The sequence below is a fragment of the Undibacterium sp. TJN25 genome, assembly GCF_049339885.1.
Classification (GTDB): Bacteria; Pseudomonadota; Gammaproteobacteria; order Burkholderiales; family Burkholderiaceae_D; genus Undibacterium.
Genome location: NZ_JBMPPM010000003.1, coordinates 203568 through 228695 on the forward strand (window position 1 = coordinate 203568; position 25128 = coordinate 228695).

The 25128-nt window shown below is 59.5% G+C and carries 21 protein-coding genes; 9 read left to right on the forward strand and 12 right to left on the reverse strand.

Going from position 1 to position 25128, the window contains the following annotated elements:
- The first annotated feature begins 167 nt into the window (after positions 1-167).
- The gene (locus ACO0LO_RS07945) at positions 168-1010 is read left to right on the forward strand and encodes a DUF817 domain-containing protein (protein WP_422963670.1); all 843 of its coding nucleotides are present in this window, start codon (positions 168-170) and stop codon (positions 1008-1010) included.
- On the opposite strand, the gene ACO0LO_RS07950 is transcribed toward ACO0LO_RS07945, so the two are convergent.
- Entirely contained in the window at positions 1011-2231 is a 1221-nt protein-coding gene (locus ACO0LO_RS07950; RefSeq protein WP_422963671.1) for a low temperature requirement protein A, read from the reverse strand.
- 131 nt (positions 2232-2362) lie between these two features.
- On the opposite strand from ACO0LO_RS07950, the gene ACO0LO_RS07955 reads away from it, so the two are divergent.
- The 3 genes from ACO0LO_RS07955 (at position 2363) to ACO0LO_RS07965 (ending at position 4627) form a co-directional block, all read left to right on the forward strand.
- Complete coding sequence (locus tag ACO0LO_RS07955) at positions 2363-3436, forward strand: hypothetical protein (protein WP_422963672.1); 1074 nt, start codon at positions 2363-2365, stop codon at positions 3434-3436.
- A complete protein-coding gene (locus ACO0LO_RS07960; RefSeq protein ID WP_422963673.1) occupies positions 3433-4068 on the forward strand; it encodes a glutathione S-transferase in 636 nt (211 codons plus the stop codon). Before ACO0LO_RS07955 ends, ACO0LO_RS07960 begins: the two co-directional genes overlap by 4 nt.
- A gap of 142 nt (positions 4069-4210) precedes the next feature.
- Positions 4211-4627: a flagellar basal body-associated FliL family protein gene (locus tag ACO0LO_RS07965; protein ID WP_422963674.1), complete on the forward strand. Its 417-nt coding sequence runs from the start codon at positions 4211-4213 to the stop codon at positions 4625-4627.
- Positions 4628-4638: 11 nt separating this feature from the next.
- On the opposite strand, the gene ACO0LO_RS07970 is transcribed toward ACO0LO_RS07965, so the two are convergent.
- Both ACO0LO_RS07970 and ACO0LO_RS07975 read right to left on the reverse strand, forming a co-directional pair.
- Entirely contained in the window at positions 4639-5652 is a 1014-nt protein-coding gene (locus ACO0LO_RS07970) for a transporter (RefSeq protein ID WP_422963675.1), read from the reverse strand.
- A 150-nt stretch (positions 5653-5802) separates the two neighbouring features.
- The gene (locus tag ACO0LO_RS07975; RefSeq protein ID WP_422963676.1) at positions 5803-7137 is read right to left on the reverse strand and encodes a PLP-dependent aminotransferase family protein; all 1335 of its coding nucleotides are present in this window, start codon (positions 7135-7137) and stop codon (positions 5803-5805) included.
- 96 nt (positions 7138-7233) lie between these two features.
- On the opposite strand from ACO0LO_RS07975, the gene ACO0LO_RS07980 reads away from it, so the two are divergent.
- Positions 7234-7857, forward strand: a complete 624-nt coding sequence (locus ACO0LO_RS07980) for a DJ-1/PfpI family protein (RefSeq protein ID WP_422963677.1) — start codon at positions 7234-7236, stop codon at positions 7855-7857.
- A gap of 17 nt (positions 7858-7874) precedes the next feature.
- Here ACO0LO_RS07980 and ACO0LO_RS07985 read toward each other — a convergent pair whose 3' ends face one another.
- Together ACO0LO_RS07985 and ACO0LO_RS07990 are read right to left on the reverse strand one after the other, a co-directional pair.
- On the reverse strand, positions 7875-10730 hold the full coding sequence (locus tag ACO0LO_RS07985; RefSeq protein WP_422963678.1) for a M16 family metallopeptidase: 2856 nt from the start codon (positions 10728-10730) through the stop codon (positions 7875-7877).
- A 144-nt stretch (positions 10731-10874) separates the two neighbouring features.
- A complete protein-coding gene (locus ACO0LO_RS07990; RefSeq protein WP_422963679.1) occupies positions 10875-11696 on the reverse strand; it encodes a D-hexose-6-phosphate mutarotase in 822 nt (273 codons plus the stop codon).
- Positions 11697-11960: 264 nt separating this feature from the next.
- Between ACO0LO_RS07990 and ACO0LO_RS07995 the strand changes: the two genes are divergently transcribed.
- Entirely contained in the window at positions 11961-13196 is a 1236-nt protein-coding gene (locus ACO0LO_RS07995) for a GIN domain-containing protein (RefSeq protein WP_422963680.1), read from the forward strand.
- 108 nt (positions 13197-13304) lie between these two features.
- Here ACO0LO_RS07995 and ACO0LO_RS08000 read toward each other — a convergent pair whose 3' ends face one another.
- Both ACO0LO_RS08000 and ACO0LO_RS08005 read right to left on the reverse strand, forming a co-directional pair.
- Complete coding sequence (locus tag ACO0LO_RS08000) at positions 13305-15323, reverse strand: alkyl/aryl-sulfatase (RefSeq protein ID WP_422963681.1); 2019 nt, start codon at positions 15321-15323, stop codon at positions 13305-13307.
- Between the two features lie 56 nt (positions 15324-15379).
- A complete protein-coding gene (locus ACO0LO_RS08005) occupies positions 15380-16978 on the reverse strand; it encodes a GMC family oxidoreductase (protein WP_422963682.1) in 1599 nt (532 codons plus the stop codon).
- Positions 16979-17124: 146 nt separating this feature from the next.
- On the opposite strand from ACO0LO_RS08005, the gene ACO0LO_RS08010 reads away from it, so the two are divergent.
- Positions 17125-18219: an AraC family transcriptional regulator ligand-binding domain-containing protein gene (locus ACO0LO_RS08010; RefSeq protein ID WP_422963683.1), complete on the forward strand. Its 1095-nt coding sequence runs from the start codon at positions 17125-17127 to the stop codon at positions 18217-18219.
- A gap of 12 nt (positions 18220-18231) precedes the next feature.
- Here the strand turns inward: ACO0LO_RS08010 and ACO0LO_RS08015 are convergent, their stop codons facing one another.
- The 3 genes from ACO0LO_RS08015 to ACO0LO_RS08025 all read right to left on the reverse strand — a co-directional run bounded on the left by ACO0LO_RS08015 (position 18232) and on the right by ACO0LO_RS08025 (position 22200).
- Positions 18232-20967 carry a PAS domain-containing sensor histidine kinase gene (locus ACO0LO_RS08015; protein WP_422963684.1) on the reverse strand — a complete coding sequence of 912 codons (2736 nt, stop codon included), beginning with the start codon at positions 20965-20967 and terminating at the stop codon, positions 18232-18234.
- A 51-nt stretch (positions 20968-21018) separates the two neighbouring features.
- Positions 21019-21489, reverse strand: a complete 471-nt coding sequence (locus ACO0LO_RS08020; RefSeq protein WP_422963685.1) for a thioredoxin family protein — start codon at positions 21487-21489, stop codon at positions 21019-21021.
- 81 nt (positions 21490-21570) lie between these two features.
- Complete coding sequence (locus ACO0LO_RS08025) at positions 21571-22200, reverse strand: LysE family translocator (protein ID WP_422963686.1); 630 nt, start codon at positions 22198-22200, stop codon at positions 21571-21573.
- A 192-nt stretch (positions 22201-22392) separates the two neighbouring features.
- On the opposite strand from ACO0LO_RS08025, the gene ACO0LO_RS08030 reads away from it, so the two are divergent.
- Complete coding sequence (locus ACO0LO_RS08030; RefSeq protein ID WP_422963687.1) at positions 22393-22644, forward strand: hypothetical protein; 252 nt, start codon at positions 22393-22395, stop codon at positions 22642-22644.
- Between the two features lie 32 nt (positions 22645-22676).
- On the opposite strand, the gene ACO0LO_RS08035 is transcribed toward ACO0LO_RS08030, so the two are convergent.
- Entirely contained in the window at positions 22677-23381 is a 705-nt protein-coding gene (locus ACO0LO_RS08035) for a substrate-binding periplasmic protein (RefSeq protein ID WP_422963688.1), read from the reverse strand.
- Between the two features lie 265 nt (positions 23382-23646).
- On the opposite strand from ACO0LO_RS08035, the gene otnI reads away from it, so the two are divergent.
- Positions 23647-24417 (forward strand): 2-oxo-tetronate isomerase, encoded by a 771-nt coding sequence (gene otnI, locus ACO0LO_RS08040; RefSeq protein WP_422963689.1) that lies wholly within the window; start codon positions 23647-23649, stop codon positions 24415-24417.
- A gap of 104 nt (positions 24418-24521) precedes the next feature.
- Here otnI and ACO0LO_RS08045 read toward each other — a convergent pair whose 3' ends face one another.
- On the reverse strand, positions 24522-24887 hold the full coding sequence (locus tag ACO0LO_RS08045; RefSeq protein WP_422963690.1) for an RcnB family protein: 366 nt from the start codon (positions 24885-24887) through the stop codon (positions 24522-24524).
- Between the last annotated feature and the right edge of the window lie 241 nt (positions 24888-25128).

Below are 25128 nucleotides of genomic sequence, written 5' to 3' on the forward strand. Positions count from 1 at the left end.
CCGCCAGCATAGTGCAAAGCGCAGTCAATTGCATCAATCCTCTTGAGTTGGTGTCTGCCTGATTGCCTGTCATTGAAATCTGGCGTAAGTTAACTGCTGTTTCTCAAGAAGCATGAAGACGGCAATATGTTTCTCCATCAATTTACCTACGGACGGCGCGCCCTGGCATGATAGAGCTGATAGACCGGCACCTGATGGCCTCTTACCCGCGTGACAGCCTGAATGGCATATCGCGTTTTTTGACCGAGTTCTGGTATTTCGGAATCAAACAGGCGCGGGCCTGCCTGTTTGTCGGCCTGTTCTTTGCCGCGGTATTCCTGATGCCTCGCACCGGCTTGCTCGGGCTGCCGCGCTACGATGTGCTGTTGGTGGCGGCACTGCTGATACAGTTTGGAATGCTGGCCTACAAGCTGGAGACTCTGGACGAGCTGAAGACGGTATGCCTGTTCCATGCGGTCGGTTTCATTCTCGAAGTATTCAAGACATCGGCCGGCATCAAATCCTGGGCCTACACCGATTTCGGCTACACCAAGCTGTTCGGCGTGCCGCTATTTTCAGGCTTCATGTATGCGGCGATAGGCAGTTATATCATCCAGTCCTGGCGTTTGCTGGACTTGCGCATCCGGCATCATCCGCCTTACTGGATGGCGGGGCTGGCGGCTTTTGCGATCTATATCAATTTTTTCACGCACCACTATATCGGCGACTATCGCTGGTACCTGGCTGCCTGTGTGCTGGGGCTGTACGCGCGTACGACTGTCGTATTCCGCCCGCTGGACCGTGACCGGAAAATGCCCTTGCTGCTGGCGTTTGTGCTGATCGGGTTCTTCATCTGGCTGGCGGAAAACATCAGCACTTTCTTCGGCATCTGGAAATATCCTAACCAGATGGGAGCATGGTCTACCGTGCACATCGGAAAGTGGAGTTCCTGGTCGCTGCTGGTGATCATGAGTTTCACGATGGTCGCCAACCTGAAACACATCAAGGAAAAGATCCACGTGCCTGAGTGATCAGGCTTGTTGTACGCCTCCACGCAAGGAAATCGTTTCCCACGCTGCCACCACGATCAATATCGCCGTCATCGCCGCAGTCAGCTCCAGCGGTGTCAGCGTATGGTAAGTGATCAGCGGCGCCAGCAGCACGGCGATCAGGGCCAGGCTCACGAGATGGGATAAGGGCATGCGGTCCAGCGGCGACGTCAGCCATTTGAAGAATACATTGCCGAACAGGAATAAGGCCGGGCCGCCGACGATGGTGGCGATGGCGTGGCTGTCCAGGTGGCCGTCCGGATGCGCTAGCACCAGTTCATCGCCCACCGCGCCGACGATGATGCCGCCGACGATCAGCAGGTGGATGTAGGTGTACACCAGGCGGGCGATGCGGCCGGGATCTTTCGATTTGCTGATGTGGTGGCTGCCGCGTTCGGCGCCGATGTTGAAGTAGATCCACCACATCGCAACGCTGCCGGCAAAGGCGGTGGCGAAAGCGGCGATGCAGGAGGGCGTCCAGTCGAGTTCGGCAAAGGTGGCGCCGGTGACCAGGATGGATTCTCCCAGCGCGATGATGATGAACAGCGAGCAGCGTTCAGCCAGGTGACCGCCTTCCACATTCCAGTCCGCCGTGGTGGAGCGCCCCATGCCGGGCGTCCAGAATCCCAGCGCGGGGGAGGCGACGTCCATCGCCATTGCCGCCACCCACCATATCCAGCGGCTGTCTTCGGCTGCCAGGCCGCCGGCGATCCACAGTACGCCGGATAGCAGCAGCCACACCAGGATGCGCAGGAAATTGCGCGTCAGGTCTGCAGCCGCATGGCGGATTGCCCACAGCATGAACAAGGTGCGGCCCACCTGCATGAAAACATACACACCGGCAAACAGCAGGCCCTGGCTGCCGAAGGCTTGCGGCAGCGATGCGGACAGCACGAGGCCGGCCAGCATCAGCACGAACAGCATCAGCCTGACGCTGGCGCGGTCCGGGTCCAGCCAGTTGGTAATCCACGACGTATAAATCCATACCCACCATACCGCCAGGAACAGCAGACCGGTATGCAGCGCGCCAACCGGCGTCAGCTGCTTCAGCAGCGTATGCGACAGCTGGGTGACAGCAAACACAAATACCAGGTCGAAGAACAGTTCGATTTCGGTGACGCGTGCGTGCTCATGGATGCCGCGTTGCCGCAGCAGGCTGCTGCTGGCGTTGCTGCTGTTTTTATTGCTGTCGGGATGGTTCATGCCGGATTTCGCTCCTGTTTCTGGTGTGCAGGTCTTTGCCCGATTATAGGCATGCCGGGCCGCTTGGTGTAAAGTCGCACGGTGCGGTTTTTTCACGTTCTACAGCGTATTCAGCTTAGCGAGGCTATGCCATGCCACTTGCGCCGAACAGAATTTCCAGGGACAGGGCCAATTATGCCGGCACGCTGTCGGCTGCCGATATTGCGTCGCTGCTGGAAGACCGCGAACTGCGTATCCTGCAAACCGGTACGCAGCCGGACCTGTTGACTTGCAGGCGCCTGAACGAGAGCCTGTTTGCGCAGCGCCCCGAACTGGAATTCCGGGTCTACGACGGCGGCCCCGCCGTATGCGATCTGTCGTTTTTAAAATACATGGACAATGTGCGGCATTTCTCCGCCGACTGCCTGGAACGGGCGGCCGGGATCCAGCACCTGGCCAGTCTCAGAGACCTGCATACGCTGGCGATAGGCATAGGCAACCTGCCGGATTTCAGTTTCCTGGATCTGCTGCCGGCCGGCCAGCTGCACACGCTTTACCTGGGCAAAACCGTGGCGGCGCCAGTCGGCAGGCAACCCAGCCTGGAACCACTTTGCCGCCAGCAGGGTTTGCACACGCTCTATCTGGAGGGCCAGAAGAACGGTATCGAACAGATCGCCGGCTTGCCGCAACTGCACGACCTGACCTTGCGTTCCGTGGCGCTGCCACAGCTGGATTTCCTGCACGGCATGGCCCAGTTGCGCCTGCTGGACATCAAGCAGTGCCGTATCCGCGACTGGTCTGCGCTCGGCAGCATGTCCCGCCTCCAGTTCCTGGAGCTGTGGCAGATACGCGGCCTGGCAGACCTGTCCTTCATGAGCTCAATGACCGGTCTGCAAAACCTGTTCCTGCAAGCGCTGCCACAGGTGCAAGCCTTGCCAGATGTTTCCCGCTTGCGCAGCTTGCGGCGCATCTATCTGGAGGCGCTGCCCAAGTTGCGCGATATCCATCCGCTGGAACAGGCGCCCGCGCTGCAAGAATTCATCCACATCGCCGGCCGCCACTGGCAGGCAGGCGACTATGAAGGCTTGTTGCAATTGCCTGCGCTGAAAAAAGCCTGCGTCGAATTCAGCAGCGAGAAAAAGAGCCGGGCGTTCCAGGACCTGCTGCAGCGGCACGGGGTGCAGCATTACCATTACACAGAATTTGAATTTGAGGAGCAAGCATGACGTACACCCTGTTTGGCACCCGCGGCTCCGGTTCAGCCATGGTCGAAGCCGCTTTGCAGATTGCGCAACAGGAGTTCCGCGTGGTGGATGCGGCATCCTGGCAGGAGGGGCCGGGGCTGGAAGAACTGAAGCGGGTCAACCCGCTGGCGCAGATTCCCACACTGGTGCTGCCGGATGGCGCAGTGCTGACGGAAAGCGCCGCAATCCTGATCCATCTGGGCCTGGAAATCCCCGCTGCCCACTTGTTGCCGGCAGATGCGGCAGCGCGGGCGCAGGCGATACGCGGGCTCGTGTATATTGCCGCCAATTGCTATGCGGCAATCGGCATTGTCGATTTTCCGCAGCGCTGGTGCGCCGGTGCCGACGATGACGATCAGCAACGCATCATCAAGGGCAGCAAGCAGCGTTTGCACGAGCTATGGGATATGTTTGCTGATACCTATGCGCCCCAACTATTGCTGGACGGCAATCGACTAACGGCGCTGGGCTTGATGGCGGCAATCGTATCGCGCTGGTCCGGCAGCAGGCCGCACCTGGCGGTATCCCGTCCGGCATTCAGCGCCTTGCTGGCGCGGCTGGACGGGCATACGCAACTGTCACCCGTCATCCGCAAACATTGGCCGGCTGCCTGAACGGCATGTAGAGATTTGTAAAATTACCAAGAAATCCGCAAAAAACCGGCTCGCATCCACTACACTGAACATCTCATTCCATGCCGCATCCGTATGCTGCGCGCAGGACATGAGCACAATCCCACTAAAAATGGATGCTGCCATGGCAAAAAAAGCGGAAGCAGAAAACCTGACGACCTATGTCGCCGTGCTGGCGTCAATCGGTGTGGCCGGCATTCTCGCCGGCATCTGGTTTTACAAGGCGTCGCGCACCGAATCGGCACCGCAGCCCAGCTATCTGGACCTGAGCCTGCCTACCGTGCATATTCCGGGCTACGGCGTGCGCGCCGATGTGGCGGTGGAGGCGGACGGGGAAGATGCAGACTGGCTGAAGCAGCAGCGCGAACCTTTGGGCAGCCTGCTGCAAAAGACGCTGGTAGGCGCCGACCCGGAAGAAATACGCACGACAAAAGGCTTGCAGGAGCTGCAGGCCAATATGGCAAAGGTCGCCAACTCCAGCCTGCGCTCGGACAAGGTCAGGGGCGTATACCTGACCAATTTCCTGATGCAGTCTGAATAAACGGCGCTGCGTCAGTCCCGCCGGCGAAACGCCAGCCAGCCGGCGATTACGGTAAAGGTCGCCACGATCGCCACCACTATCCAGAAGCCGGATTCATGCTGCGCCAGCGGCACGCCGCCGACGTTCATGCCGAACAGGCCGGCGATGATGTTGATAGGCAGCGCCAGCACGGTCACCACCGTCAGCACAAACAGAGAATGGTTGTTCTGGTCGTTGACGCTGGCGGCAATTTCCTCCTGCAGCAGCTTGATCCTTTCCTGCAATGACGCCATATCGCTCAAGACCATCGCAAATTCCTCGGTGGACTGGCGCAATTCCTGCACGTCGGATTCGGCGACCCAGGCCGGCGGTTTTTGCAGCAGACGGAACAGTGCCGCCGGTTCCGGCGCCAGCAGTCTTTGCAGCCTTACCAGCACGCGGCGCAGTTCGCCCAGCTTGACCCGTTTCGGGTTCAGCCTGTCGGCCAGCAGGTTGTCTTCTATATCGTCCACGCGCTTGATGGAATTGCGCACGATGCTGATCAGCACATCGGCCTGGTCGCGCAACAGGTGGGTCAGCAGTTCGGTCGGAGAGTGGAACAGTTCGCCCTGGTTCACCGCATTGCGCAACCTGTCCACCGATTGCAGCGGCTTGCGGCGCGCGCTGATCATCACATTCTGTTCCACGCACAGCCATAGCGTGGCGATATCGGAAGCCTCGAAAGAAAAGTCGTGCAGCACATCGTTGACCACGGCAATCAGGCCGTCATTCGCATGCTCTATGCGGGTGGAACGCGAACCTTCGTGCAGCATTTCATAAAATGCCTCCGGCAGCCGGCTATGTTCATGCATCCATTTTTCTGCCGCGACATTAGCCAGGTTGAAGTGCAGCCATACAAAAGAGCCGTCGTTGCTGTCCTGCCGGGTTTGCAGCCGGCGCAGCATATCGTCGGCATGTATTGCCGTGCCGGCTTTGCCGGGTTCAAATACATAGCCGCATATCAGTCCGGACTGGTCCGAACCGTAAGACAATTGATCGATCTGCATGCTGCGCCTGGAAAAGTAAGAGAGTAAGAGGTAGGGGATACGGACATTGGCGGATATTTTACCTGCAAGCCATAGCGGATTTGTGACAATGATCTTGCATCTTTCCGCCGCAGAAAACTGCATCCGTCAAAATGCTTCCATAAACTGAACTCAATACGAATAAGCGTCGACGACCCGCTTCACCTTTTCCAGCGCCTGTTGCAGAACATCCGGTTTTACCGACCCCAGCGCCAGGCGGATCGCATGCGGCACGTGAGCGGAGGTGGCGAATGGTTCGGCAGTGGATACCGCAACGTTCTCGCGCATCAGCGCCATCGCCACCTGGTCTGCCCGCACCTCTTCTCCCAGGGGCAGCCACACAAAATAAGACGAGGGATGGCTTATGTAGGCAAGTCCCGCAAGGGCATCGGCGGCGATGGTTTGCCGGATGGCGGCATCGCGGCGTTTTTCTATCTCCAGCCGGGCGACGGTGCCGTCGTCTAGCCAGCCGCAAGTAATCGCCGTCATTACGCCGGGCGTGTTCCAGGTGGTCGCGCGGACGATGCGCTCGATGGCGGACACCCACTGTGCAGGCGCGGCGACGAATCCCACGCGCAGGCCGGTGGCAATGCTTTTGGAAAAACCGGAGACATACACCGTCGTTTCCGGTGCCAGTGCCGCCAGCGGGGCTGGCGCATCCTCTGCCAGGAAGGCATAGGCTGCATCCTCGATGATGAGCAGCCCGTACTTGCGGGCGATTGCCACCAGCTGTTGCCGCCACTGCACGCTTGCTACCCAGCCCAGCGGATTATGCAGTGTCGGCATTGCATAGATGGCACGCACCTTCCGGCTTTTGCACAGCCGTTCCAGCGCGTCCAGGTCAGGTTCCCGGCCGGCTGCCGGGATCGGCGCCAGTTCAAGGCAGTGTGCGTCGGCCAGCACCTTGAACCCGGGATAGGTCAGGGCGTCAGCCGCCACCACGTCGCCGGGCTTTAGCAATGCCATGACGGTCGCCGCCAGTCCCTGCTGCGCGCCATTCATGATCAGCACCTGTTCCGCGGCGACATGCAGACCCCTGCATCGCAGGTGCCGCGCCATTGTGGCGCGCTCATGCTGGCGCCCGCCGTGCGGCTGGTAGTGCAGCAGGGCTTCCAGGTCGCCGGATGAGGCGAGCTGGCGTAAAGCTGTACGCAGCAATTCGGCCTGGCCCGGCAGCGACGGGTAATTGAAGTTGAGGTCCGCCATGCCTGCCGGAGTCGCGCGCTGGTCTTTGCCCTGGCCGGGATGCAGCGAGGTTTCCCGCACGAAGGTGCCGCGACCTGCTTCGCCGCTGACCAGGCCCATGGCTTCCAGCTCGGCATACACGCGGGTTGCCGTCACCAGGGCCAGCCCCTCTTTGGCCGCGAGCTGGCGGTGGGTCGGCAGGCGTGTGCCCGGCGACAGGCGCCCGGCCCGGATATCGGCCGCAAATGCGTCCACCAGCAGTTTGTAGCGAGAGCGTGCCATACCTGAATGTATCCATGACAATAATTTGATTGTATTGATTGTCAGCCATAGAATGATTCAACGCAATCCCCACCCTCCATTCAGGCAGACGACACCATGCACATCGCTATCCTCACCTTCGAAGGCTTCAACGAACTAGATTCCCTCATCGCATTCGGCGTGCTGAACCGTATCAAGAAGCCGGGCTGGCGCGTCTCCATTGCCAGCCCCACTGCGCGGGTACGGTCGATGAACGGTTTGGTAATAGAGGCGCAGGCGTCACTGGAAGAGGCAAGTTCTGCCGATGCAGTCATCGTCGGTAGCGGCGTGCAGACGCGGGAAATTGTTGCCGACAAGGCACTGATGGTGCAGCTGCGGCTCGATCCGGCCAGGCAGCTGCTGGGTGCGCAGTGCTCAGGCACATTGGTGCTGGCAAGGCTGGGGCTGCTGGACGCCGTTCCAGCCTGTACCGACCTGACCACCAAGCCCTGGGTGCAGGAAGCCGGCGTGGAAGTGCTGAACCAGCCTTTCTTCGCCAAGGGGAACGTCGCCACGGCGGGCGGTTGCCTGGCGTCGCCTTATCTTGCGGCGTGGATTATTGCCCGTCTGGAGGGAACCGGGGCGGCGGAAAGCGTGCTTCACTACCTGGCCCCGGTGGGGGAGAAAGAAGACTACGTATTGCGCGCGATGCAAAATATCACGCCTTACCTGAACGAGAAGCTGGCGGCCAGCTTCTCGTAGCAGGGCCTTTATACCAGCTATTTAGCGGCTTCCGCCTTCATCTTGGATTGATCGCCGGCGATAAACACGGTCAGCTTGGAGGGGTCTATCGTTTTGCGGACCGCAGCGTTGACCTGTTCCAGCGTCAGCGCCTTGATCTTGTCGTCCAGCGCCTGGCTCCAGGCGAAAGTGCGGTCATGGTTCAGGTTGAAGTTCCAGCCTGAAGCCAGCGCACTGTCGCTGGTCCTGCCCTGGACACGCTGTTGCAGCAGGCCGGATTTGGCGCGTGCCAACTCTTCTTCCGTGACACCCTCTTTTAAAAAGCGCGCCAGCTCTTCGGTGACGGCGGCATCGACCTTGGCCAGGTTTTGCGGCGCGGCGATAGCGCTGATGCTGAACGAGCCTACACGGTCAAACGAGCCGGCGCTGATGCCGGAGCCGCCGCCGTAGGACAGGCCTTCTTTTTGGCGGATACGGTTCAGCAGCCGGGAATTCAGGCCCGAGCCGCCGCCGAAAATATAATTGGCGACATACAGCGCAGGATAGTCGGCATCGTCGTCACGCAGTTGCAGGTTCATCGCGGCAATATAAACGCCGTTTTCCTTCTCAGGCGTATTCAGGTTTTCGCGCTTGGGCGGGATGTCGTTGTAGGTGCTGGTCAGGCGGGTGTATGGAGACGCGCTTTGCCAGTTGCCGTACAGCGCGGCAACCTGCTTGCCGGCCTCTGCCGCATCGACGTCGCCGACGATGGACAGCTCTGCCTTGGAAGCGCCGTAGAACTGCTTGTAGAAGGCTTTGACGTCGGCCAGGCTTACCGCCTTGATACCGGCAATCGATTCATCGATGCTTTCCGCAGCGCGGATATCGCCTTTCGGGTAGCGGTCGAAATACAGCGACAGCGCGCGCGATGCCACCGAATTGGGCTCATTGCGGCTGGCTTCCAGGCCGACGATGATCTGGTCGCGTAGCTGCGTGAATTCGCTTTCCGGGAAGCTCGGTTCCTTCAAGACCTGCGCCTGCAATTGCAGCGCTGCCGCCAGGTTGGGTTTGGTCGTGGTGAAATTGTAGATGCCGCCGCTCATTTTCAGCTTGGACATTTCATCGGACAGCTCGGCGCGGCTGTATTTGGAGGTGCCCTTGCCTATCATGCCGGAGGTCAGCTCGCTGACCCATTTCTTGCCAAACAGGCTTTTTTCATCGCCCCAGTGCGGGTTGAAGGCCACGGACACCATTTCGCCCCTGGTATGCTTGGGCAGGATGGCGAGATTGATGCTGCCTGCCTTGCTGTGCAAGGTGCGCTTGTCGATATTGGCGGGGGATGGATCGAAATTCTCCGCTTCGCCGGTGCCCGCCTTGCCCTTATAGCCCTTCATCACTTCCTCTATGCTCGGCGCTGCCGGGATCTCGGCGCGCTGCGGTGCATCTTCCGGCAGGAACAGGCCCACCGTGCGGTTGTCGCGCCGGAAATAGGCACCGGCCGCCTTGGCAACCTGGTCGGCCGTGATGCTGGCTTGCTGGTCGCGGTTCTGGAACAGGTAGCGCCAGTCGCCCAGCGCAATGATTTCCGACATCACGATGCCGATGGTTTCATGGTCGTTCAGGATTTTTTCCACCGCATTGGCATTCTTGCGGGTGATCCTGTCCATTTCTTCCTTGGTTGGCGGCGTCTTGCTGAAGCTTTCAATCGCGCTGATCAGTTCATCGCGCACCGGTTCTATGGGCTGGTCTTTCTTGATCACGGCGCCGATTATCTGTAGGCCGGGTGCGTACGAACCCACCGGAATGTTGACGATGGCGACGGCCTTGCCGCTTTCCACGAACTGCTTGTGCAGGCGGCCATTGGGCGCGTCGGACAGGATATCGGCCGCGTAGGAAATGGAATCATTGTCCGGGTGCAGGCCGGCGGGGATCTTGTACGCCACCGCAATGATCTGTATATCGCCCTTGCGGCGCACGGTGAAGCTGCGTTCGCCGTCCTGAGTCGGTTCCACGGTCCAGAACACCGGCAGGCTGCGCTTGGGTTTGGGCAGCACGCCGAAGGCATCCGACACCCACTTCAGCGTTTGCGCGACATCGAACTTGCCGGCGATCAGCAGCACCGCGTTATCAGGCTGGTAGTAGGTATGGTAAAAGGCTTGCAGGTTCTCTATCTTGACGTTTTCGATGTCGCTACGGTTGCCTATCGTCGAATTGCCATAGTTGTGCCAGTCAAAGGCCACGCTTTGCATGCGCTTCAGCAAGACGCTGAAAGGGGAATTTTCTCCACTCTCATATTCATTGCGCACGACGGTCATTTCCGAATCCAGGTCTTTCTTGGCGATGTAGGAGTTCACCATGCGGTCGGCTTCCATGCCGATGGCCCACTTCAGGTTGTCGTCGCCGGCTTGGAAACTCTCATAGTAGTTGGTGCGGTCCAGGCTGGTGGTGCCGTTCATGCGCATGCCGCGCTTGTTGAATTCTTCAGTGATCTTCGGATGCTTGGGCGCGCCCTTGAACATCATGTGTTCCAGCAGATGCGCCATGCCGGTTTCACCGTAATTCTCATGGCGTGAACCTACGAGGTAGGTGATATTGACCGTGGTGGTTGGCTTGGACGCATCCGGTATCAGCAGTATCTTCAGGCCGTTGGGCATCCGGTATTCGGTAATGCCCTCGATGGTCGTGATCTGGCTCATGCCCTTGGGCAGCACCGGCGCGGACTGCGCGGCGGCAAAACTGGCGGTGGCTAGCAGGGCTACGCCCAGCAAAGACGCGCGCAATAAGGGAATGAGGGGAATATGTGGAACAAGCCGTGTAAGCTGGGCTAGCGGAGTTAGCGGAGCGGTCTCCACGTTGCTGCCAATAGGTGCGCCGGTACTGCCTACAGCACGAAAAACGCGATTACGTCCTTGCATTGTTATCCCTTGGGTTGAAGATGGGCAGGCCATATTGAACAGCCTGTATGTGTATATAGACCGCTGCCGGCGCGAAAAGTGCCCGGCATCGTCTGCTGCATCGAATTGATATGAATAATGGCAATATGTGCAGAAATTGGTTTGTCAATTTTCCGGTTCTGCGCGCAGCTGCTGGCTGGCGGCCCAGCTCCCGCCGGGCGCCAGTTGTACCGGATGCATGATCGCGGCCGATTCCACGCACAGCATGCGGCGGTAACCTTCCGGCTCCAGGTCGGCCAGCGCCGCGCCTTTGGCCGCTCCGGGGTTCCATACCACCGCATCGCGAAAGCCGGCGGCAGCTATCTGCATCGTCCGGCCGGGCTCGCGCAGCTGCAAGGCCGGGGCGTCGGCGTAGATGCGGTCCACTTCGCCTTCTATGCGCAATACCTCGCCGGTTTCAGTGCAATTGTCGGCACCTGTGGCGCTGTCGCGGTAATGCAGGCCAGCCAGGCCATGAATGGAGGCTTCGGTAATGTCGCCCACGGCAAAATACGTATGCAGCGCCGATGTAAAGCTGAACGCGGTATCACCGGTATTGTCCACCTTGAGTGCAATGTCCAGCTGCTGGCCGGACAGCGTTACCGTCAGCTCGGCCCGGAACACATACGGCCACAGCGCAATGGTGGCGATAGACTCGCGCAGCTCGAACACGGCCTGCGCTGCGCCGTCCCCGGTATGGCCGGATTGCAGTAGCCGCCAGGTAGCGGTGCGTGCAAAGCCGTGCTTGGGCAGCGAACCCAGCCCGGCGAATTGCGGAAATATCACCGGCACGCCGCCGCGTATCGCCGCGCCTTCGCGGAATTCGGATGTTTTGCTGACAAAAAGCTGTTCTTTTCCGCCTGCCGGTATCCACGAGCAGACATGGGCGCCGTGATGCATGACGGTGGCGAGTGCGCCGTCTTGGGCGCGCAGTATCAGTTGTTCCATGGAGAAAGGAGGTAAGTGGTGGGCAAAAGCTGTTGCAAAGTATAGACGCTAACACCACATCTCTGCCGGACCGGCGCCGGATTTATGTAACGGAAAGTTCAGTCCGGCAAAAATCCCGTCGGCGGTATGCGCAATTTAACCTGCGAAATTGGCATTTCATCACTTTTTCATTCCAATCCGCCAACAAGGGCTTTATGCTTTTACTTGCCGCATTGCGGCACAAATTGACAGAAACTGAGAAAATTCTTACAGAAGAGCAAAAAAATGATCAAACACGTGGGATGCATACTCTTGCTGGCGCTGGCAGGTTGTGATGTGCATGTTGCCGGCGATGACGTCAAAGGCAACGGCAAGATGGTCGTGGAGCAGCGTGACGCGGCCGATTTCAAAGCGATAGAAATGTCCGGTTCGTTTGACCTGGTCGTGACAGGCGAGGGCGCGCCATCGGTGGAGGTGACCGGTGACGATAACCTGGTCAGCCAGGTGGTAACCGTGATCAATGGCGATACCCTGGTCGTGACCAGGAAAAAACACAGCGGCATACAGATAGGCGTCGGCGTGTCGGACTTTCCGCTGACAGTGAAAGTGTCTGCCGCTCACCTGGCGCGGCTGAAGAATTCGGGCAGCGGCGACCTTACCATCAATAAATATGCGGGAGACAAGCTGGAACTGTTGAACGAAGGGTCGGGAGATTCGGTCATTTCCGGCACTGTCGGTGAACTGGTGCTGAAGAATAGCGGCAGCGGCGATATCGACCTGCGCCGCCTGAAGACGACCAGGCTCAATGCCAAGCTGAATTCATCAGGCGACCTGTTCCTGGGTAGCGTCAGCCAGTCGGTGGACGTGGATGCGGGAGGCTCCGGCGACATCAGTGCCAATGCGATTGCGTCGGCGCAGGTCAATGTGGTGCTGCACGGCTCCGGCGACATGGGAATGGCAGGGCAGCTTGCCAGCCTCAATCTGGTCATGTCCGGCTCGGGCGATGCCGACATTTCCGGCTTGCAGGCCGACTCGGCCAATGTGCAGGTCAGCGGTCCCGGTAACCTGACCCTGTCCGGAACGGTGAAGGAACTGCATGCCGAGGTAAGCGGTTCCGGCGACCTGGATACTGCAAAACTGGGGGTAGCAAACGGCATGGTCAAAGGCACGGGCTCCGGCGACATCCGCCTCGGCGCCATCAGCGATGCGTTGAAGCTGGAAACGTCGGGTTCCGGCGACGTGAAGGCGAACGACATGCAACAGGCCCAGGTGAACCTGACCATGGAAGGCCCCGGCTCCATCAGCCTGAAAGGCAGCGCCAGGCTGCTGGTAGCCAAGCTGAGCGGCTCCGGCGACCTGAATGCTGAAGACCTGCTGGCCGACCGCGCCCAGGTCAACGTGCGCGGCCCCGGCCTGGCACAAGTCAATGTCAAGAAAACCTCGGACGGGCAGGGCGGCAAGGGCGGCGACAGCCTGGCGTCGCGCCTGGTGAAAATTGACCGTCACGGTGTGGTGCAGTAAGCGTGCAGTAAACGTGTAGCCGTATAGCAGAAATAGCCGGCACATGAAAACGGCGGCTTTCCTTGCAAAGGGAAAGCCGCCGTTTTTTACCTGTGCTTCATGGCAGGCTTATTTTGCTGCCGTCTTCTTCGGTTCTATGATTTCAAACATGGGGTTGAATTCGTCCAGCATGCTGAACAGTTCCACCAGCTTGTCCGGCGGGCCGCCCAGTTTGATCTTGCCGGTCTGTACGGCCTGCGGGAAAGTAAGCTGCTTCAGCATGATTGCGTTCAACGTAGGGCGGTCCAGCGCCAGGCTGGTGTCGGCCTTGGCGGCCGGCTTGCCGCTGGTATAGGTCAGTGCCGAATTTTCCAGGTTCAGCACATAGACCTGTTTGGTATCGGTGAACTGCCAGTTGATGACGATGTGCTTGCCCTCAGCGCGGCCCGCATTCAAGCGCACGCCGAGGAAGTCAAAGAACAGGTCCAGCGACAGCGCCTGCAGCGCATCCGCCGTCAGTGAACTCGGTGCATTGATCTTCGGCATGCCGTTGCGCAGTTCGTAGGCGCCGAACAGGTAGGCGTTGCGCCAGGTGCCGGCTTCGGCCTGGTAGCCCATCTGTTCCAGCGCATCGGCCGCCAGTTCGCGCGCCTCCTTGTTGGATGGGTCTGCATACACAACATGGTTGACGGCGGTAGCCACCCAGCGATAGTTGCCCTGTTTGAAATCTTCGCGCGCGCGTTTGATTACATTGTCAGCGCCGCCCATGTATTCGACATATTTCTTGGCGGCCTCCACCGGCGGCAGCGGGTTCAGGTTGGCCGGGTTGGCATCGTACCAGCCCAGGTATTTCTGGTACACCGCCTTGCTGTTATGGCTCAATGTGCCGTAGTAGCCGCGGTCAGCCCACTCATTGGCCAGGCTCTCCGGCATCTGCAGGGTCTCGGCGATTTCATTCGGTGTATAACCCTGGTTCAGCAGGCGCACCGACTGGTCGTGGATGAACTTGTACATGTCACGCTGCTTCTTCATGAAGTCGGCGATCTTGTCTTGTCCGCGCGTGGGCCAGTGGTGCTGGCCTATCAGGTAGTCGCTGCCGCTGCCGAAAGCGCCCAGCGCTTCGTCGATATAACGGGCCCATGCATTGCCGTCCCTGACTTCCGCGCCGCGTATCGTGTACAGGTTATGCATGTTGTGCGAGGTGTTTTCCGCCATGTCCAGCACCCTGAACTGAGGGAAATACATATTCATTTCGGACGGCGCTTCAGTGCCCGGCGTCAGGTTGAAGACGATCTCTATGCCGTCGAACACATGTTTTTCCATGTCCTGCTTGATCAGCACATTCGGTGCGATCAGGGTCAGCGAACCGCGCGACAGGGCCTTGCCCAGGCCGGTATCGACCTGGCCTTTTTCACCCGGCGGCAGCAGCGCGCCGAACTGGTATTGCGCGCGCCGGCTCATCGCATTGCCGGCAATGATGTTTTCTGCCACTGCATGCTCCATGAAGCCGTCCGGCGCGATCACCTGCGCCTTGCCGGCGGCGACATCCGCCGCATCGACAACAGCCTTGACGCCGCCGAAATGGTCGGCATGGCTATGGCTGTAGATGACGTTCAGCACCGGCTTCTTCGGCCTGTGCTTGTAGTACAGCGCCAGCGCAGCGGCCGCGGTTTCCTTGGTCAGCAGCGGGTCGATGATCAGCAGGCCCTTGTCGCCTTCGATGATAGTCATGTTGGAGATATCGAAATTGCGCACCTGGTACACCCGGTCCGTGACCTTGAACAGGCCGTGAATGCTGTTCAGCTGCGCTTGCCGCCACAGGCTGGGGTTGACCGTGTCCGGCGACGCATCCTTTTGCAGGAAAGCGTAGGGCTTCATATTCCATGCCGGTACCGGTGATGCAGCCGGCCCGGCAATCAGCGCATCCGGCAGCGTGTCGATGAAGCCGTAGCGTGCATCGTCGAAATCCTGCTTGTTGGCGAAGGGCAGCGTCTGCTTCAACTTGGCCTGCGCGGCGATGGTGGCGGGCTCCGCCGGCTTGGGGGGAACCTGCTGCGCCATGGCGCCAGCGGATTGCAGGAACAGCAGGGCGATGGCCTGGGTGAGCAGCGCAGGCGAGCGTTTAGATGAGCGTTTAAGTGGAAGCATGATCATTCTGGTGAGTAGTAGAGACAGTGGTTGTTCAGGATATTGTTCGGGAATTTCTAGCTGCCGGCCCGGATCAGGTCGGCCGCTTTTTCGCCTATCATCATCGTCGGCGCGTTGGTATTGCCGCCGATGAGCGTGGGCATGATGGAGGCATCGACAATCCGCAGGCCCTGCAGCCCGTGCACTTTCAGGGCCGGATCGACGACCGCCATGGCGTCGGTCCCCATCTTGCAGGTGCCGACCGGGTGGTAGACGGTATCGGTGCGGGCGCGCAGGATGGCGCGGATGTCGTCATCGGTATGGACGTTGGCCGTCAGCTTGTCGCGCGTGCGGGCGCTGGACAGTGCCGGCGTATCCATCAGCTTGCGCGTCATCTTGAAACCCCTGACCAGCGTATCCATGTCATCCGGATGTTCCAGGAAGCGCGGGTTGATCAGGGGCGCGGCCAGCGGATCGCTGCTCGCCAGCGTCACCTCGCCCATGCTCTTCGGCCGCAGCACGCAGACGTGGCAGGAATAGCCGTGTCCCAGGTGCAGCTTGCGCGCATGGTCGTCCACCATGCCGATAACGAAGTGCAGCTGTATGTCCGGCGCCGGTAGCGAAGGATCGGTTTTCAGGAAGGCGCCGCCTTCGGCGAAATTGGAACTCAGCAGGCCGCGCCGCTTGCTGTTGTAGCGCCAGAACTCGCGCGTCATCCTGACCGATCCGCCGATGGAAAAGCCCATCAGGTCCAGGCTGTCCGCATAATAGTTGAAGGTGAAGTCCGGATGGTCCTGCAGGTTCTGCCCCACGCCGGGAAGCTCGTGCACCAGCGGGATGCCCATCTGCTGCAGGTGCGCGCCGGGGCCTATGCCGGACAGCATCATCAGCTGCGGGGTTTGCAGTGAACCGCCAGCCAGCAGCACTTCGCGCTTTGCCGTCAGACTGCGTTTTTGCCCGCCTTGCAGGAATTCCACGCCGGTAGCGCGCTTGCCTTCCATCAGGATACGGGTCGCATGCGCGCCAGTGATCACCTGCAGATTGCTGCGCTTGCCCATGTAAGGATGCAGGTAGCCGCGCGCGGCGCTCCAGCGTTCGCCGTTATGCTGCGTGACCTGGTAGATGCCCACGCCTTCCTGCTGCGCGCCGTTGAAATCCTGCGTCAGCGGGTAGCCGGCCTGGCGGCCGGCTTCCAGGTAGATGGCTGCATAGGGATTGTCGGATTGCAGGCCGCCCACGCGCAGCGGACCGTCATTTCCATGGTATTCGTCATGTAGTTCCGCGTTGTTTTCCGAGCGCTTGAAGAAGGGCAGCACATCGTCGTACGACCAGCCGTCATTGCCGAGTGCGGCCCAGTGGTCGTAATCCCAGCGGTTGCCGCGGATATAGCACATGGCATTGATGGCAGACGAGCCGCCCAGTGCCTTGCCGCGCGGCTGGTAGCCGCGACGCCCGTTCAGGCCTGGCTGCGGCACGGTTTCAAAGGCCCAGTTGTTCAGCTTCGTCGGCAGCATCGCGATGACCGCCGCCGGCGTATTGACGACCCAGCTATTGCCGTCGCCGCCGGCTTCCAGCACGGCGACGCTGACATTCGGATCTTCGCTCAGGCGGCTGGCAACGGCGCATCCGCCGGCGCCGCCCCCTACGACAATGTAGTCAAAACTGGTTTCGCTCATTATTTGTCTCTTTATTTTGTCAACACCGTCTTATTGCGGTGCAATATTGATTGTCCTATCCAACCAGTGTAAGTTAGATGGCAATCCATCCAGATCCAGCCTTATCTTAGTTGCTGGCGACCTTTAGCGTAAGGACATTCTCTGCCATGCCCGGCGCCAAAACCGCAAGCTTGCCCGCAAGCTTGACCACTGCAGCCGTTTCCGCGGTCTCACCTGTCTTGTCGGTGCAGGATGCGGTCTTCCCCGCGCATCCGTTCTCCGGCCTGTTTGCCATCGGCCTGGAGCAGCGCTGGCAGTTGCGTGACATGTTTCCGGTGTTTGACCTGAATGATGCAGGCCTGCCGCGTTCCGGCAGGCGCATCAGCTACCTGCAGGCGCGGGAAAGCCTGTTGCAGGCCAGGTACAAGGGTGGCGCTGACCTCGGCGTGCTGTCCGGCAGCCGCAAGACGCTGGACAACCTGGGGGCGATGGGGGCCGGCATGCTGGCCCAGCCGACTTTGCGGCAGGCTGTCAAGTTCGGCCTGCATTATCAGCTGGTGGCAGGTTCCATGCTGCAGCTGGAGCTGGAAATAGATGGGCACAATGCAGTACTGGTGTCGCATGCCTTGTTCGATGATGCCGAGATCCAGGAATTCCTGGATGCAGACCATCTGGCCACTGCCGTCAGCGCCATGCGCCAGCTGCCCTGCGTGCCGACGCAGCTTGCGTCGGTGGAGTTGCGCGGCAACGTCCAGGCCAGCCGTTCAGTGCTGGAAGATTTTTTCGGCTGCAAGGTCCGGTGCGGCGCGGACGCCAGCCGCCTGGTATTTGCTTCGCCCATGCTGGACACGCCGCTGCTGCCGCAACGTATGGCGACGCAGCCAGCGCAACTGGAATCACAGAAGGCCTGCGACCAGGAGCTGGCCGAAATGGGCGTGGTCGGCAAGCAAAGCCTGGTACGCAAGCTGGTGTCCATGCAATGCGAATTCCATAGCGTGCAGCATATGGCGACAGCGCTGGGCACCAGCCCACGCTCGCTGCACAGGCTGTTGTCCAGGGAAGGCACGTCGTATTTTCATATCACCGAAACGGTGCGCATGGAGCGCGCCAAGCGCCTGCTGCTGGCCGGTGCGACGACTGAAGACGTGGCCGAACGTCTTGGCTATTCGGATGCGCGCAGCTTCCGGCGCGCGTTCAAGCGCTGGACAATGCTCACGCCGTCGGATTTCAGGCTGGCCGGCGGGGCCGTACTCCAACAATAGCGCGGCCTCGCCTTATTCCTCCGCATCTAACTCAAACCAGAACGTCGTTCCCCTGCCTTCGCAGGTAGTGAAGCCCAGCGCGCCACCCATTTTCTCGACCAGTGTCTTGGTGATGCTGAGGCCCAGGCCGGTGCCGCCTTGCTGCCGGGTGTCGGTGCCGTCGGCCTGGGTAAAAGGTTCGAAAAGATGTGGCTGGTAGGCCGCGGGAATGCCCGGGCCGTGGTCGGCGACTTCCACCCGGTAGGTGGGGCCGTGCCTGCGCAGGAATACATCCACCGTATCGCCGTCGGCCGAGAATTTGGCGGCGTTGGACAACAGGTTGGCCATGACCTGCATCAACCTGGCGCTGTCGGCGCAGATCATTGCCGAGCGCGCAGGAGCACCTTGCTGCACGGGCCTTGATTCCAGCTTTAGCGTCAGCTGCAATGCCACCTTCAGCGATGCCGCATACGCCATGTTGGCATCGATCGCATTTTCCAGCAGCTGCACCAGGTCCAGCTGCTCGGACTTGAATGCCATCTTGCCGCTGACCAGCTTGTCCATGTCCAGGATATCGTTGACCAGGCCGATCAGCCGCACGCTGTTGTTGTGCGCGATGTGGATCAGGTGCCTGGCCTTGGGCGGCAGCTCGCCCGCGACGCCGGCTTCGACCAGGCTGAGCGAGCCGCGTATCGACGTCAGCGGTGTACGCAGCTCGTGGCTGACGACCGAGATGAATTCCGATTTCAGCTGGCTGATCCTGTGCCTTTCGCTGATGTCCATCGCAAACACCACCCACTCGTTTTGCGAACTTTCCACATGGTTGAGACCCACCAGGATGGGAATGCTGTTGCCGTTCTTGTGCTTCAGCATTAGCTCAAACGGCGCCACGGTACCGCTTTCCTTCAGCTGTTCATAGGCTTGCTGGCATGCCTGCCTGTCCTGTTCGGAAAACAGCATTTCCCAGAACACGCTGCGGCCGACCAGTTCGTCCCGCGTATAGCCGGACAGCTGGATGAAGACCTCGTTGACGTCGGTCAGGTGGCCACTGGCCGCGCCCTGGGCGATGCCGATCAGGCTGGAATTCATCAGCCTTTGCAGCCGGCGTTCGCTATGGGTCAGCGCATCCAGCATGCTGCGCTGTTGCGTGATGTCCTCCATCATCCACACCGCGCCGCGCACATAGTTTTCCGTCGGCAGCGCGCGGCCCGCCAGCCTCGCCGTAAATATCTCGCCAGTGATGCGCCTGACCTTCCATTCTATGTCCACCGGTTCATCTGCCTGCAGCAACGGCGATACGATGGCGCTGAAGGCCCGGTAGTCGTCTTCATTGAGGCACAGGAAATTACTCTGCACACCTATCATCGCCTGCGGGCTGGCAAAGCCGCACAGTTCCGCCAGCGTTTTGTTGGCCCGCACGATTACGCCTTCGACGGCAAACATGATGCCGACCGGTGCGTTGGAAATAAGGATGTCCAGTTCCTGCGCCAGCTGCTTGTAGCGGCTGTTGCTGGCATTCAGCAGTTCCTGGTTGGCCCTGGCTTCTTCTTCCGCCTTCTTGCGCTCGGTAATGTCAATATGCGTGCCCAGCATGCGCACCGCTCGGCCTTGTGGCGTCCATTCCACGACGCTGCCCAGCGACATGATCCATTTCCAGTCGCCTGACTTGGTTTTCTGGCGGAATTCGGCATGGAAATCGCTGCCCTGACCCTTGCTGAAATGCGCCTGGTAGGCTTTTTTCAGCCGGGGTGCATCGTCGGGGTGGATGCGCTCTTCCCAGAAGTCCCGCCAGAATTTTTTCGAGTCGGCGAAATCTTCCGGCGCATAGCCGAGCATGTGCGCATATTCGGGGCTGCCGATGGCTTCGCCGGTGAGGATATTGAAATCGTACAGGCCCTGGTTGGATGCCTTCAGCACCAGCCGCATCTGCTGTTCCGCCGCTCTCAATTTTTGTTCCGCCAGCTTGCGCTTGCTGATGTCGCTGATGAAGCCGTGCCACAATATGCTGCCGTCTGCCAGCTTCTCGGGTCTGGCGTCGCCTACCAGCCAGCGCTCACCGCTGCTGAGTCGGACCCGGTACTCGTCATGCCAAGGGGTAAGCGTATCCGCGGATTCCATGATGCCGGCGCGCACATTGTCGAGGTCTTCCGGATGGATGCGCTGGAATACTGCAGATGCATCTTTACTGACCTGTTCTGGCGTCAGCCCGTAAATATCGAAAATCGCCATGCTGGCGTAAGGGAAGCAGCTGGTGCCGTCGGGGAACAGCCGGAACTGGTAGAAAAAACCGGGCAGCTGCTGCGAGAAAGCGGACATCAGCGCGTGGCTCTTGCCCAGCTCTTCTGTCAGCTGCCGCTGTTGCGAAATGTCGGTGACCAGCCCCATCATGCGCGCCGGGATGCCCTCCGCGGTGCGCGACACCAGCGTGCCCCGTGCGCGGAGCCATTTCCAGCTGCCGTCCTTGCACAGCATGCGATGCTCGCTGATGTAGTGGGAGAGGTCGCCGGCCAGGTAGGCCTGCAGCGTCTGCATGGTCGGCTGCAGGTCTTCCGGGTGCAGCCGTTTTACCCACTCGTCTACATGCGGATAGACGTCTTCATCGGTATGACCCAGCATGCGCTTGTAGGAGCTGGAGAAGAATACTTCATTGCTGAGCAAGTCCCAATCCCAGATGCTGTCGCCGATGGCTTCCAGCGCAGCGCGCAGGTCGTAGCCTGCCGCTGGCGGCGGTGCGGAAGCCCCGGAAAAACCGGGTGGACTTTTAGGCATTGCGCCACCAGCATTCTGCCCCGCATTCAGCACGCGGGGCGTGGACAGCGGTTAGGGATGTGCTGCTGCAACCTGGCTGAAGAAATCGTAGACGCCTTGTTCGCTCATCTTGCGGGCATTGGACAGCTCGCCGGCCTTGGTCGAGTACAGCAAGGTGTTATCTGCCGTCAGTACGACTGCGGCAGGTATGCCCTTCTTGATAGGGTTGCCGTAGACATTGGCGATAGGCAGGTTCTTGTCGAACTGGCCGACGTCGATCTTGACGACGACAAACTTGCTGTCGATCAGCGGCGCGCTCTTGCCCTTGATGGACTTGTCCAGCTCGCGGCAGTCGGTACACCAGTTGGCGCCGAACAGCACCAGCACCTTCTTGTGCTGGCTGCTGGCGGTGGCCAGCGCCTTGTTCAGGTCCGCGCCTGCGTCCGCGCTTTCGTCATAAGGAAGCGCGCCGGCGGCAAAGCTGGCAGCGGTGAAAGAGGCAAAGCACAGGGCCAGGCCGAGCGAGATTAATTTCTTCATCATTTTCTTTCCGGCAATAGGTAAATGATTAGCATAATATATTTCTGTCATCGGCGCATGGTGTCCTGCATGAATTTTTTTTGCTTACGCTCGCCGGAACGTCGCCAGGGCCAGTGCCAGCAAGGCCATCACTGCCGCGCAGCCGCGATTGATCAGCTTCAGGCCGGCGGCCGATAGCAGGCGGGCGGCACGCTTGCCCGCCATCGCATAGGCCATCATCACCATCGCATCTATGCTCAGGAAGACCGCGCCCAGGATCAGATACTGCATCGCCAGCGGCCGGCCCGCATCGACAAACTGCGGCAGGAAGGCAGAAAAAAACAGGATGGCCTTGGGGTTGGACAGCGACACCGTGGCGCAGCGCAGGAAAGCTTTCCCGGGGCCGATGCTGCCGGCGCCAACGGCCATGTCGCCGGTATTGATCGCCGCCGGCTCGCTACGCCACAGCTTGTAGGCCAGCCAGCACAGGTACAGCACGCCCAGCACCCGCAGCACATTGAACAGTGCTTCAGACGCCAGCAGCAGCGAACCCAGCCCTACGGCCACTGCTGCAATCAGGCAGGCGCTGGCCGCAGTAGCTCCGGCAATGCCGAACGCCGCCACTCGTGTGCCCGAGCTGATGCCATTGGACAGGGCCAGCAGCATCGTCGGCCCCGGAGTGACTGCCAGCGCAATAGAGGAAATACAGAACAACAGCAGCGTGCTGAGCGGCATGGTTTTTCCTGAATTTAATGGTTTGTGGATAACTTTAGCAGGAAATCGGGACATACGGATGGATAAAAAACAAGCGTTCCAGGCCTGGCAATAGGTGGCTGCTGTGGACTGTAAAGATGCTTGATTCGCGGCAAATATTTCCTATGATGGAGAATTGCCTGGATAAAACAGCGCTTGAAAAGGGAGGGTGAAGTGAGAACGACCGATATTCTGAAGGTTATCGTCGAGTTCCCGCCTTCCGAGGATATGCCCTCGCACACTGCGCTGGCGGAGCTGTGGGCAAACGAGATATCCAAATTATCGGACAAGCTTAGCGAGGAGGATTTATTTCCGCTGATCGTGATCGGGTCCCTTGTGTATCAGAAAGGCTGCCTGGAAACAGGCCTGGACCAAAAGACCGGGGCTGGTCCGGCGGTGGTCAGCCTGGTGCGAAAAGACAAATAAGTGCCGACGACCCGATAAAACCGACGTTTTTTTTATCTGGATTTCCTGAGCCGGCTGGCTTCCATGCTCTCGTAATACTCATTCTCCATCTGTTTCAGCTTCACTTTTGCCAGCGCCGTATTGAATGCCTGCTGCATCGCCTTGCCCTTGGCGTTGCGCTGGAAGCAGATGTGCAGCGAAAAATTGGTCAGCTCGTGTTCATGGAACAGGATCTTGTCCTTGTCTGCCTGCAGCGAAGCTTCGGTGATCAGCAGGTTGCGCAGCACGGCCTTGTCGATGACGATGGCTTGCACGCGTCCTGCGAGCAGTTTCCGGATATTGCTGATGTCGCTCGGGGCGGCATCGGTATGCAGATCCCCCTGCCGCACCAGGGCGTCGAAATAGGTGTCGTTCGCGTAGTCCTGTACCGTCCCTATACGGATGTTTTTGAGATCGGTTAATACCTTCCATTTCAGCGGCCTGCTTTTCAGGTAGGCGAAGCCGTTGGTGCTGGTGCCCAGGGGGCTGGAAAAATAGCAGCTGTTTTCTCGTTCGGGCAGATAGAAGGCAGGGAAATAGCCTGCGTAAGCCGGGTCGTCGCTGCCGGCCTGCATGGCGCGGCTCCATGGGAGATAATCTATCCTGGCCTGGTAACCGGCTTCGCCGGCGACGGTTTTCGCGGCGGATGCGGTCAGCCCGCCGTCCGGCATGTGAAGGCCGACATAGGGGGCCCATTCCAGGCTGGCAAGGCGCATCACTTTATCGCCTGCAGCCTGCGCGGTGCAGGGCCATTGCGTGAGTAGGGAAACTGCTATTGCGAGCAGGACATGCTGGATTCTGATCATTACACTGGATGCTGCGTGGCCGCGGTGGTGTGGCCGATTTATTACGGCCAATGGCCAGGGGAGGAATAAAGTGTAATATAAAAAGACGCAATATTGCCCGAACGCACGCAAAAGAAATCGTTTTTAATCGTTTATTTCATATTCACTTCATATTCATTTCCTTTTCAATAAGACCCACATGCCACAATTTGCCGCCAACCTGACCATGCAGTTCAATGAAGTGCCCTTTATTCAACGTTTCCGCGTGGCAGCTGACGCGGGATTTAAAGCGGTGGAATTTTTGTTCCCGTATGAATTTGCGGCGCAGGATATTGCCGCCGAATTGCAGCAGCATGGCCTGCAAAACGTGTTGTTCAACCTGGCGCCCGGCAACTGGGCGGCAGGGGAGCGCGGCCTGGCGTGTCTGCCGGGCCGGCAGCAGGAATTCCGTGACAGCGTGCGGCAGGCGCTGGACTATGCCCGTGTGCTGGGCACGCCACGGCTGCACGTCATGGCCGGCATTGTGCCGGCAGGCGCGGATCTGCAGCAATGCCAGCAGATTTATGTGGAGAACCTGCGCCATGCATGCGCCGAGGCCGCTGCACACGACATAGGCTGTGTGATAGAACCGATCAACACACGTGACATGCCCGGTTATTTTCTCAGCTTGCAGGCGCAGGCCCATACGCTGCGCGAGCAGGTCGGCGCAGCCAACCTGCAGGTGCAGATGGATTTTTATCATGTGCAGATCATGGAGGGCGATATCGCCGTCAAGCTGCGCCATTACCTGCCACATATAGGCCATGTGCAGATTGCGGGCGTGCCGGACCGGCATGAGCCGGATACAGGCGAAGTCAACTACCCGTATTTATTCAGGCTGCTGGATGAGCTGGGATACAAGGGATGGGTAGGCTGCGAATACAGGCCGGCGAAGGGCACGGTGGAAGGGCTGAATTGGATGAAATTTTGAGTGCACTGCACACCCGCCGCCAGGCCCGGCGATGATGATAATGATTGAATGGCAGAATGAAGGGATACGGCGCAAGCAACATGCGCCGTATCCCGATGGCGTGATCAGTTATTCAGCAACACGCTTGCAATAATGCCGGTGGCAATTGCTGCCAGCACATAATCGCCGCCCGACTGCACCCAGTGGTAGCCGCGCGGAGGAGCGCTCAGGTGGTGACCGCGCCAGTCGTCAACCGCATATTGGCGGCCGCGGTATTCCGGCGGCAGGCGGTCGCCCTTCTGGAAGCGGTGCCTTGGAACATTATCGCGGTCATTGTGGCTGCCTTCTGCAAAACGGGGGCCATCGCGGTCGCCGCGACGGTCATCATGGCGATCCGGACCCCTATGGTCGTGATCATCATAAGCGTAAGCCATATTCCCCAGACTCAGGGAGGCGACCATGGCCGCGGAGATGAGTGCCTTGTAATTCATGTGAGCCCCTTAAAAGTGTGAAGCGCCTGTTTTTGACGGCGGCGAACCCGCGTCATCAGGATTGTAAAACCCTAACATAAAAGAATGATGACCTTAGGTCTGTACGGCAACGAACATAGATGATCTCAGATGCGGATGCGGTGCTGTGTAAGCCTGTGTAACAGCTTGATACAAAGTGTCCCAAGTACGGCATGAGCAAAAAAATGCGCCGGTTGCAGCGGCGCGTCTTCAGGGCAGGGCA

Bases quoted from the DNA above. Each gene is read 5' to 3' on its own strand.
- ACO0LO_RS07950 (WP_422963671.1), bottom strand. From the start codon at position 2,231: ATGAACCATCCCGACAGCAATAAAAACAGCAGCAACGCCAGCAGCAGC.
- ACO0LO_RS07960 (WP_422963673.1), top strand. From the start codon at position 3,433: ATGACGTACACCCTGTTTGGCACCCGCGGCTCCGGTTCAGCCATGGTC.
- ACO0LO_RS07995 (WP_422963680.1), top strand. From the start codon at position 11,961: ATGATCAAACACGTGGGATGCATACTCTTGCTGGCGCTGGCAGGTTGT.
- ACO0LO_RS08020 (WP_422963685.1), bottom strand. From the start codon at position 21,489: ATGATGAAGAAATTAATCTCGCTCGGCCTGGCCCTGTGCTTTGCCTCT.
- ACO0LO_RS08045 (WP_422963690.1), bottom strand. From the start codon at position 24,887: ATGAATTACAAGGCACTCATCTCCGCGGCCATGGTCGCCTCCCTGAGT.
- ACO0LO_RS07975 (WP_422963676.1), bottom strand. From the start codon at position 7,137: ATGGCACGCTCTCGCTACAAACTGCTGGTGGACGCATTTGCGGCCGAT.
- ACO0LO_RS07945 (WP_422963670.1), top strand. From the start codon at position 168: ATGATAGAGCTGATAGACCGGCACCTGATGGCCTCTTACCCGCGTGAC.
- ACO0LO_RS08025 (WP_422963686.1), bottom strand. From the start codon at position 22,200: ATGCCGCTCAGCACGCTGCTGTTGTTCTGTATTTCCTCTATTGCGCTG.
- ACO0LO_RS07990 (WP_422963679.1), bottom strand. From the start codon at position 11,696: ATGGAACAACTGATACTGCGCGCCCAAGACGGCGCACTCGCCACCGTC.
- ACO0LO_RS07965 (WP_422963674.1), top strand. From the start codon at position 4,211: ATGGCAAAAAAAGCGGAAGCAGAAAACCTGACGACCTATGTCGCCGTG.
- otnI (WP_422963689.1), top strand. From the start codon at position 23,647: ATGCCACAATTTGCCGCCAACCTGACCATGCAGTTCAATGAAGTGCCC.
- ACO0LO_RS08010 (WP_422963683.1), top strand. From the start codon at position 17,125: ATGCCCGGCGCCAAAACCGCAAGCTTGCCCGCAAGCTTGACCACTGCA.
- ACO0LO_RS08005 (WP_422963682.1), bottom strand. From the start codon at position 16,978: ATGAGCGAAACCAGTTTTGACTACATTGTCGTAGGGGGCGGCGCCGGC.
- ACO0LO_RS07970 (WP_422963675.1), bottom strand. From the start codon at position 5,652: ATGCAGATCGATCAATTGTCTTACGGTTCGGACCAGTCCGGACTGATA.
- ACO0LO_RS07955 (WP_422963672.1), top strand. From the start codon at position 2,363: ATGCCACTTGCGCCGAACAGAATTTCCAGGGACAGGGCCAATTATGCC.
- ACO0LO_RS08000 (WP_422963681.1), bottom strand. From the start codon at position 15,323: ATGCTTCCACTTAAACGCTCATCTAAACGCTCGCCTGCGCTGCTCACC.
- ACO0LO_RS07985 (WP_422963678.1), bottom strand. From the start codon at position 10,730: ATGCAAGGACGTAATCGCGTTTTTCGTGCTGTAGGCAGTACCGGCGCA.
- ACO0LO_RS07980 (WP_422963677.1), top strand. From the start codon at position 7,234: ATGCACATCGCTATCCTCACCTTCGAAGGCTTCAACGAACTAGATTCC.
- ACO0LO_RS08015 (WP_422963684.1), bottom strand. From the start codon at position 20,967: ATGCCTAAAAGTCCACCCGGTTTTTCCGGGGCTTCCGCACCGCCGCCA.